At 69.0% G+C, this 8,151-nt stretch carries 5 protein-coding genes and 1 pseudogene; 4 read left to right on the forward strand and 2 right to left on the reverse strand.

Translation table 11 applies throughout. The features are described 5' to 3' along the window. Positions 1 to 44 precede the first annotated feature (44 nt). Both Q0654_RS08975 and Q0654_RS08980 read right to left on the reverse strand, forming a co-directional pair. Positions 45 to 1,583, reverse strand: coding sequence for a choice-of-anchor D domain-containing protein (locus tag Q0654_RS08975; protein WP_298852921.1), 1,539 nt, complete (start codon positions 1,581 to 1,583; stop codon positions 45 to 47). A gap of 254 nt (positions 1,584 to 1,837) precedes the next feature. After that, positions 1,838 to 3,607 carry an ABC transporter transmembrane domain-containing protein gene (locus Q0654_RS08980; protein WP_298852923.1) on the reverse strand — a complete coding sequence of 590 codons (1,770 nt, stop codon included), beginning with the start codon at positions 3,605 to 3,607 and terminating at the stop codon, positions 1,838 to 1,840. 209 nt (positions 3,608 to 3,816) lie between these two features. Here Q0654_RS08980 and rlmD point away from each other — a divergent pair, with 209 nt between their 5' ends. The 4 genes and pseudogenes from rlmD to Q0654_RS09000 all read left to right on the forward strand — a co-directional run bounded on the left by rlmD (position 3,817) and on the right by Q0654_RS09000 (position 7,786). Next, positions 3,817 to 5,133, forward strand: a complete 1,317-nt coding sequence (gene rlmD / locus Q0654_RS08985) for a 23S rRNA (uracil(1939)-C(5))-methyltransferase RlmD (protein ID WP_298852927.1) — start codon at positions 3,817 to 3,819, stop codon at positions 5,131 to 5,133. A 3-nt stretch (positions 5,134 to 5,136) separates the two neighbouring features. Continuing rightward, a pseudogene (nagZ, locus tag Q0654_RS08990) lies at positions 5,137 to 6,009 on the forward strand (beta-N-acetylhexosaminidase); the annotation flags it as partial. A gap of 130 nt (positions 6,010 to 6,139) precedes the next feature. Next, positions 6,140 to 6,694 (forward strand): hypoxanthine-guanine phosphoribosyltransferase, encoded by a 555-nt coding sequence (locus tag Q0654_RS08995; protein ID WP_298852929.1) that lies wholly within the window; start codon positions 6,140 to 6,142, stop codon positions 6,692 to 6,694. 327 nt (positions 6,695 to 7,021) lie between these two features. After that, the gene (locus Q0654_RS09000) at positions 7,022 to 7,786 is read left to right on the forward strand and encodes an S-methyl-5'-thioinosine phosphorylase (protein WP_298852930.1); all 765 of its coding nucleotides are present in this window, start codon (positions 7,022 to 7,024) and stop codon (positions 7,784 to 7,786) included. The last annotated feature ends 365 nt before the right edge of the window (positions 7,787 to 8,151 follow it).

An 8,151-nucleotide genomic window follows, 5' to 3' on the forward strand; every position in this document is an offset into this window, starting at 1 on the left:
GCTGGGCGTCCGCCGGCTCCCGGTTCACGCGTCCAACATTGGGCTCAGTTGCGGCGTGCGTAGGCGAACGCCGCGAAGCCGAGGGTCAGCAGGGCGAGCACGACCAGGCTGAAGGAGCCGCTCGCCGGAACCACCGCAGGGCGCGGTGCGGCGCCAGAAACACCCGTGCCCGAGAGGGTGAAGGTGGGGCTGCCGCCGTTGCTGGTCACCGTCAGGGGCTGCGAGAAGCTGCCGAGTGCCGTCGGGCTGAACGCGTAGATCAGGGTGCAGCTGGCGCCCGCGGCAAGGCTGATCGGAGTCGCACTGCAGGTGCCGCCCGAGCGCGTGAACGGCGCGGTGGGAGCGGTGATCGCAGTAATCGACAGCGCCGAGCCGCCCGTGTTGCTGAGTGTGACGGTGGCATTGCCCGAGGCCGACACAGCGATGTTGCCGAAGTTGAGCGCGCTGGCGCTCAGCGATGCCACCGGCGCGCCCACGCCCGCGCCCTGCAGGGTGAAGCTGGGGTTGCCACCGTTGCTGGTGATCGCGATCGACTGGCTGGAGTTCGTCGCTGACGTCGGAGTGAAGCTGTAGGTCAGAGTGCAGCTGGCCGCCGGTGCCAAAGCGATCGGTGTGGCGCCGCAGGTGCCGCCCGTCGCCGTGAAGGGAGCGCTGGCAGCGCCGATCGCGGTGATGCTGAGGCCTGCAGTGCCTGTGTTGCTGAGCGTGAGCGTGCCGTTGGCAGTCTGGCCGGTGACCACGCTGCCGAAATCGACCGTGGAGGAGCTGAGGCTGAGGGTCGGCGTGCCGACCGGGCCGAGCAGCAGGAAGGGCAGGCCCTGCGCGGGCGTGCCAGTGCCTGTGTCGAGCAGGGGGCCCCACGTCGCGCTGGTGCCGATGAACTGCTGGGCGTTGCCAGTCACTGCCTGGCCGACGATGGTGATCGGAGGCGCCCACGGCCCGGAACCCAAGGTGCCGTCGGACTGCCAGTCCAGCCAGTAGGTCCCCGCCGCCAGCGTCAGGCCGCCCAGATTGACCGTCTGCGCCATGATGGGGCGCGAAGTGTCCGTCGTCGTGGTTTCGGTCACGCGATAGGCATTGGTCCACGCCGTGGAAGTCATCCGGTTGGTGGTCGTATCGCCGAACACGATATTGCTGCCCATGGCGCCGGGCGGGCCGTCCCAGATACGGACATTGACTGCCGTGATCGTCGAGGTCGTTGTGGAGCCGGTCTGGTAGGCGTACAGCACGGCACAGTTGAGCGTCCAGCCACCAGCGGGCACCACGAACTCGTCAGCGACACGATTGTTGGCGGCAGCTGCGGCCTGGTGTCCAGCGCCCAGCGTGGCCATTCCCAATGAGCTGTTCTGCAGCGTGCTGAGATTCGCCCCACCGGGGCCGGTGCCGGTCGCGGTGATCCATGGACCGTTGTTATAGATCTCGCTGCCGCAGGCCGGAACCCCTTCCGGATTGACGCCGCCGTTGGGGTTGAGCGGAGAGGCCACCGAAACCAGCGGCTCCGCGGGGTTGAACACTTCAGCGTTCTGGGCGTACACGGCGCTGGCGAGCACCAGGGCCAGGGAACACAAGGCGATGCGTTTCATGCGGAATCCATTGTTGGAAAGGTGAGGAACCCGGCTGGCGCATGGCAGCGGTCTGGCCGCGGACCGTGCCGCTGCCATCACCTGCGTTTCTGTGAGCCCCCGAGGCTGGTCCGCGCGGGCCCTCCACTGGCCGCGCGTCGCGCGATCATCCCAGAATCCGCGCAAATCCAAAACGTGGACAGTTGTAGCAAATTGTCACGATCGCGGGCTGTCTTTCTCGATCTGCCAAGGCCGGTGGCGGGGCTGAGCGCCGCTCACGCGGCGAACTGCAGCCGTGCGAGTTCCGCATACAGCCCACCCTGCGCCATCAACTGATCGTGCGTACCGGTGGCCACGATGCGGCCGGCGTCCAGCACGACGATGCGGTCGGCGCGGCGCACGGTGGCGAGGCGATGCGCGATGACCAGCGTGGTGCGGCCGCGCATCAGCCGCTCCAGCGCCTGCTGGATCGCGCGCTCGCTTTGTGCGTCCAGCGCGCTGGTGGCCTCGTCGAGCAGCAGGATCGGTGCGTCCTTCAGCAAGGCGCGGGCGATCACCAGACGCTGCTGCTGGCCGCCGGACAGACGCACGCCGCGCTCGCCGAGGAAGGTTCGGTAGCCCTCGGGCAGCGCGCTGATGAACTCATGCGCCTCGGCGCTGCGTGCGGCTTCGATGACTTCCGTTTCCGTGGCGTCCAGCCGGCCATAGCGCAGGTTGTCGAGCGCATCGGCGCCGAACAGCAGCGGGTCCTGTGGCACCAGGGCGATGTGCTCGCGCAGCTGCTGCGGGTCGAGCTGGCGCAGGTCGATGCCGTCGACCTCGATGCCGCCGGCTTCGGGGTCGTGGAAGCGCAGCAGCAGCTGCAGCACCGTGCTCTTGCCCGCACCGGAGGGCCCGACCAGGGCCACGGTTTCGCCCGGCTGGATCTCCAGCGAGAACTCGCTGAGCGCCGCTGCATCGGGCCGGCTCGGGTAATGGAAGCCGACGTTCCGGAAGGCGATGTGGCCGCGGAGCGGCGAGGGCAGGAGCTGCGGCGAGAAAGGTGCCTTGATCTTCGCCTGCTCGGCCAGCAGCTCGTTGATCCGCGCCATGCCGCCAGCGGCGCGCTGGACCTCGGCCCAGACTTCGGTGAGCGCGCCGACCGAACCGGCGCCGATCACCGCATACAGCACGAACTGGCTCAACAGGCCCGCGCTCATCGTCCCCGCGATCACATCCTTGGCGCCGATCCACAGCACCGCGGTGATCGCGCCGAAGATCAACACGATCACCGCGGCCGTCAGCCCCGCCTGGGTGCCGATGCGGCGGCGTGCGGCCGACAGTGCGGTGCCCACGGCGCCGGCGAAGCGCTCGGACTCATGCGATTCGCGGGCGTGGCTCTGCACCGTGTGGATGGCGTTCAGGGTTTCGCTGGCGCGGGCGTTGGCGTCGGCCACGCGGTCCTGCGCCTCGCGCGACAGCTTGGACACGCGGCGACCGAAGAACACGATCGGCAGGATGATCAGCGGAATACCAATGGCCGCGAAGCCGGCCAGGCGCGGGCTGGTCAGCGCCAGCGCCACGCTGCTGCCGATGAAGGTGACGAAGCTGCGCAGGGCCACCGACGCGCTGGAGCCGACCACGGTGCGCAGCAGTTCGGTGTCGGCCGAAAGCCGCGAGACCAGCTCGCCCGAGCGGGTGCGTTCGAAGAACTCGATGTCCAGCCGCAGCAGTCGTGCGTACAGGCTGCGCCGCAGATCCGCGATGACTTTCTCGCCGAGCAGGCTGACGAAGAAGAAGCGCAGCGCCGTGGCCACCGCCAGCAGCACCGCGACCGCCAGCAGTCCCAGGAACCAGCGATCCACCGCTGCCGGATCCTCGCCGGCGAAGCCGCGGTCGATCATGAAGCGCACCGCCACCGGCAGGCTCAGCGTGGCGAGGCTGGACAGGGCCAGCGCGCCCAGCCACAGCGCCACGAGGCCGCGATAGGGACGCACATAGGGCCAGAGCTGGCGCAGCGGGGCGGCGGCACCGAAGCCGGCGCGCTTGGGGGTATCGGTGCTCATCCGTGACCGGGCAGCTGACGAAAGGCGCGAGTGTAGGACAAGCGCACGTGGCTGCGTCCCGGTTGGGATCGGTGCGCGCCAGCAGCGTGGTTCGCAAGGCGTCACGCCGTGGGGGCCGAAGGGGCAGGGTGCCACCGAGCCTGCGATAATCCGCGACCTGTCCCACACCGCCGCGGGCGCAAGCCGCCGCGGCGCAGCCACCGAGCCCCATGACCCGACGCCAGCGCAAGCGCGACATCGAAGCCGAGATCATCGACCTGAGCCACGACGGCCGCGGGGTCGCCAAGCTGGACGGCAAGACCGTCTTCATCAGCGGCGCGCTCACCGGTGAGCGCGTGCGCGCACACGTCCACACCAGCAAGAAGCACTTCGAGGAAGGCCATGTGCTGGAGGTGCTCCAAGCCTCGCCGCTGCGGGTCGATCCGCCGTGCCCGCATTTCGAGCTCTGCGGCGGCTGCTCGCTGCAGCACCTGAAGGCCGAAGCGCAGATCGAAGCGAAGCAGCACATCCTGCTGGAGAATTTCGAGCGCATCGGCCACGTCCGGCCCGCGACCGTGCTGCCGCCGCTCACCGATCAGCCCTGGGGCTATCGCCGCAAGGCGCGGCTGGGGGTGAAGTGGGTGCCCGCCAAGGAGCGCGCCATCGTGGGTTTCCGCGAGGCGCTGAAGCCGATGTATGTCGCCGATATCCACAGCTGCCGTGTGCTGGTGCCGCAGGTCGGCGAGCGCATCCACGAGCTGTCGGCGCTGGTGAGCTCGATGGATGCGCGCGAGCGCATCCCCCAGATTGAAGTTGCCGCCGGCGACGACGCCACCGCGCTGGTATTCCGCCATCTCGATGCGTTGTCCGCGGCCGATACCCAGCGCCTCATCGAGTTCGGCCAGCGCACGGGGCTGATGATCTACCTGCAGCCCGGCGGCAACGACAGCGTGCAGCCGCTGTGGCCAGCGGATGCGGCGCTGAGCTTCCGCATCCCAGCCGCTGACGTCGAGCTGGCCTTCCGCCCGCTGGACTTCGTGCAAGTCAATGCCGGCATGAACCAGCGCATGATCGCGCGCACCCTCGACCTGCTCGACCCGCAGCCGGGCGAGCGCGTGCTCGACCTGTTCTGCGGCCTGGGCAATTTCACCCTGCCGATCGCGCGGCGTGCGGCGCAGGTCGTCGGCGTGGAGGGCGAGGCCGGGCTGGTGGCGCGCGCGCGCGACAACGCCCGCGCCAATGGCATCACCAATGCCGAGTTCTTTGCCGCCGATCTCAGCCAGGACCTGCGCGGCGAGGCCTGGGTCAAGCAGGGCTTCGACAAGCTGCTGCTGGATCCGCCGCGCACCGGCGCCGACGCCTGCATTCCGCAGCTGCCGCTGGAGGGCGTCCGGCGCATCGTCTACGTCTCCTGCCACCCGGGCTCGCTGGCGCGCGATGCCGGCATCCTGGTGCGCGAGCATGGCTACCGGCTGGTCTCGGCTGGCGTGATGGACATGTTCCCGCATACGGCGCATGTCGAATCGATCGCCCTGTTCGAGCGCTGAGCGATGCTGTTCATCGGAATCGAAGGCCATCAGCTGCGAGCGGACGAAGCGCGTTGGATCGCGCATCCGGCGGTGGCCGGCGTGGTGCTGTTCCGCCGCAACTACGTCGAGCCTGCGCAGCTGCGCGCGCTGAACGCGCAGATCCGCGAGGCGGGTGACGCTCCACGACTGATCGCGGTGGATCAGGAAGGGGGGCGCGTGCAGCGCTTCATCGAGGGCTTCACCCGACTGCCGGCGCTGGCGCGCATCGGCGAGGCCTTCGCCGAGCGGCCTGCGCGCAGCCTGGAACTCGCCGGGCAGCACGCCCGGCTGATGGTGGCCGAGCTGCGTGCCCATGACATCGACCTCAGCTTCGCGCCGGTGGTCGACCTCGGCCGCGGCAACCGAGCCATCGGCGATCGCGCTTTCGCCTCGGAAGTCGATGCCGTCTGCGCGCTGACCCGCACCTACGTGCAAGCCATGCAGGGCGCCGGCATGCCGGCCACGCTGAAGCACTTCCCCGGCCACGGTTCGGTGCTGGAGGACACGCATGTCGATGCCGCGCTGGATCCGCGCCCCATCGATCAGCTGATGCACGAGGACCTGCGGCCTTTCGTGGCGGGCATCGAGTCCGGCGCCGCCGCGGTGATGGCGGCACATGTGCGCTATCCCGCGGTGTGCGAACACCCGGCTGGCTATTCGCAGCGCTGGCTGGGCGAGATCCTGCGCGCTGCGATGGGCTTCAAGGGTGTGGTGTTCAGTGACGACATCGGCATGGCCGCGGCCAGGTCTGCGGGTGGCGTGGCGGCACGAGTGAACGCCCATCTGGATGCCGGCTGCGATGTGGTGCTGGCCTGTCATCCCGAACTGGTCGAGGACGCCATCGCCGCTGTCGAAACGCGCGGATCGCCTGCGACCAATCCGCGTCTCGCTTGGCTGTCGCCGTGCGCCGCGCATGGCCCTGCGCCGGAAGCGCTGGCGCAGGCGCGTGCTAACCTCGCCGCCCTCGTTTGAACCGGAGCCGGGCATGAAGACCCCGCCAGCCTTGGTCGATGCGCTGCCGCAGGCCGATCTGCTCTTCGATCGCGCGCCGCTGGAAGCGGCGATCCGTCGCATGGCCGAAGAGATCCGCCGCGACTACGCGCAGGACGCACGACCGCCGCTTTTCCTCACCGTGATGAACGGCGGCATGCTGTTCGGCGCCCTGCTGGCGCTGGAGCTGGGCTTCGACGTCGAGTTCGACTATCTACATGCGACGCGCTATCGCGGCGACACCACGGGCCGCGGCGTCGAGTGGCTGCGCAAGCCGGCGGTGCCCCTGCTGAAGCGCAGGGTGCTGCTGATCGACGACATCCTCGACGAAGGCCATACGCTGAATGCGGTGATCCAGGCCTGCGAGGCCGAGGGTGCCGCCGACGTACGCGTGGCGGTACTGGCGCGCAAGGTCCACGACCGCTGCGTGCCCGGGCTCACCGGCGACTACGTCGGCGTCGAGGTGCCGGACCGCTACGTGTTCGGCTTCGGCATGGACTACTACGAGCAGGGCCGCAACCTGCCCGGCATCTACGCGCTGCGTGATTGAAACCGATGCGGTGGGCGGCGCGCACCGGTGTTGCATTGGGTGGGCCCCGGCCCACCATGGGCTCCACACGTGCTCCGGTGGGGACGCGCGAACGCCCGCGGAACTGGGTGCAGAGCGTACGCGCTCGCGGATCGGCATGACGGACGTGACCTTGGACCGAAGGCGTGCACAGGCCATGGTGGGCCAGGGCCCACCCCATGGGATGCGCGATAGAACGGGCAGCGGCCGACCGCGAACTCCATGCTCGCCCCGGTCAATGACCTTCGCCGGCCGGTCCGCAACACTCAACACTTCAATTCAACGCAGCTCCTGGAACCGGTGATGGGCATGGAAAACTCCGACATCGTATTGGGCGTGATCGGCGGCACTGGCGTGTATCGTCTGGCCAATCTTGAAGGTGCGGAAGGCATCGAGCTGCATACGCCTTACGGCGCGCCGTCCGGGCCGGTGCGCGTCGGTCGGCTTGCGGGCTTCCGCATCGCCTTCCTGGCGCGCCACGGCGAGGCCCACAGCGTGGCTCCGCATCGCATCAACTACCGCGCCAACGTGCATGCGCTGCATCAGCTTGGCGTGCCTCGCCTGCTCGGTATCAATGCCGTCGGCGGTATCGGTGAACGCATGGGCCCGCGCGTGCTGGCCGTGCCGGACCAGATCATCGACTACACCCACGGCCGCCTGGCGAGCTTTTGCGACATGGAAGGCGCCAAGGTCGAGCATGTCGATTTCACCCGTCCCTACACGCCGGCGCTGCGCACCGCACTGCTGCGCGCAGGTGCTGCGGCAGGCACGCGCCTGGTCGATGGCGGCACCTATGGCTGCACCCAGGGTCCGCGTCTGGAGACCATTGCCGAGATCGCGCGGATGCGTCGCGACGGCTGTGATCTGGTCGGCATGACCGGCATGCCCGAGGCCGTGCTGGCGCGTGAGCTGGGCATCGAGTACGCCAGTCTCTGCCTGGTCGCCAACTGGGCGGCCGGCTGCGGCGATGAAGCCGAGATCACGATGGATGAGGTGATGGCCAATATGGCGGCGGCCACCGAAGCCGTGCCGGGTCTGCTGGCTGCCCTGCTGGCGGAGATGGCCAAGGCCTGAGGGCTTTCCAGGCCGGCGCCGCGGGTCCGCTGTCTCCGAAGAAACCCGAGCTGACCCACTCGCACTTTTTGCAGAGGCCTGCTTGCAGGCGACCGCAGCCTGCGCCCTGCTCACACCCTTGGCCTCTCGATCGGAGCGCACTCAGCGCGCCGCGAGGGGCATGACGGTGGCCGTCGGGCGGGGGCGCTCGTCCATGCCAGAGCACTTGATGCAGAGAGCGGCTGAGCGGGCAGGGGGCTGGTGACGTCCACCGAAGGCAGAGCACCCTCCGAGCGTGGCTTGTGTCGGGCGCCGGACGCCCGCAGGCTCGTCCCGAATCCCGAATCCCGAATCCCGAATCCCGAATCCCGAATCCCGAATCCCGA

The organism is uncultured Aquimonas sp. (genome assembly GCF_937888285.1).
GTDB lineage: Bacteria > Pseudomonadota > Gammaproteobacteria > Xanthomonadales > Xanthomonadaceae > Aquimonas.

Excerpts from the sequence above, each read along its gene's own strand:
- Q0654_RS09000 (WP_298852930.1), top strand. The coding sequence starts at position 7,022 with ATGGAAAACTCCGACATCGTATTGGGCGTGATCGGCGGCACTGGCGTG.
- rlmD (WP_298852927.1), top strand. The coding sequence starts at position 3,817 with ATGACCCGACGCCAGCGCAAGCGCGACATCGAAGCCGAGATCATCGAC.
- Q0654_RS08995 (WP_298852929.1), top strand. The coding sequence starts at position 6,140 with ATGAAGACCCCGCCAGCCTTGGTCGATGCGCTGCCGCAGGCCGATCTG.
- Q0654_RS08980 (WP_298852923.1), bottom strand. The coding sequence starts at position 3,607 with ATGAGCACCGATACCCCCAAGCGCGCCGGCTTCGGTGCCGCCGCCCCG.
- Q0654_RS08975 (WP_298852921.1), bottom strand. The coding sequence starts at position 1,583 with ATGAAACGCATCGCCTTGTGTTCCCTGGCCCTGGTGCTCGCCAGCGCC.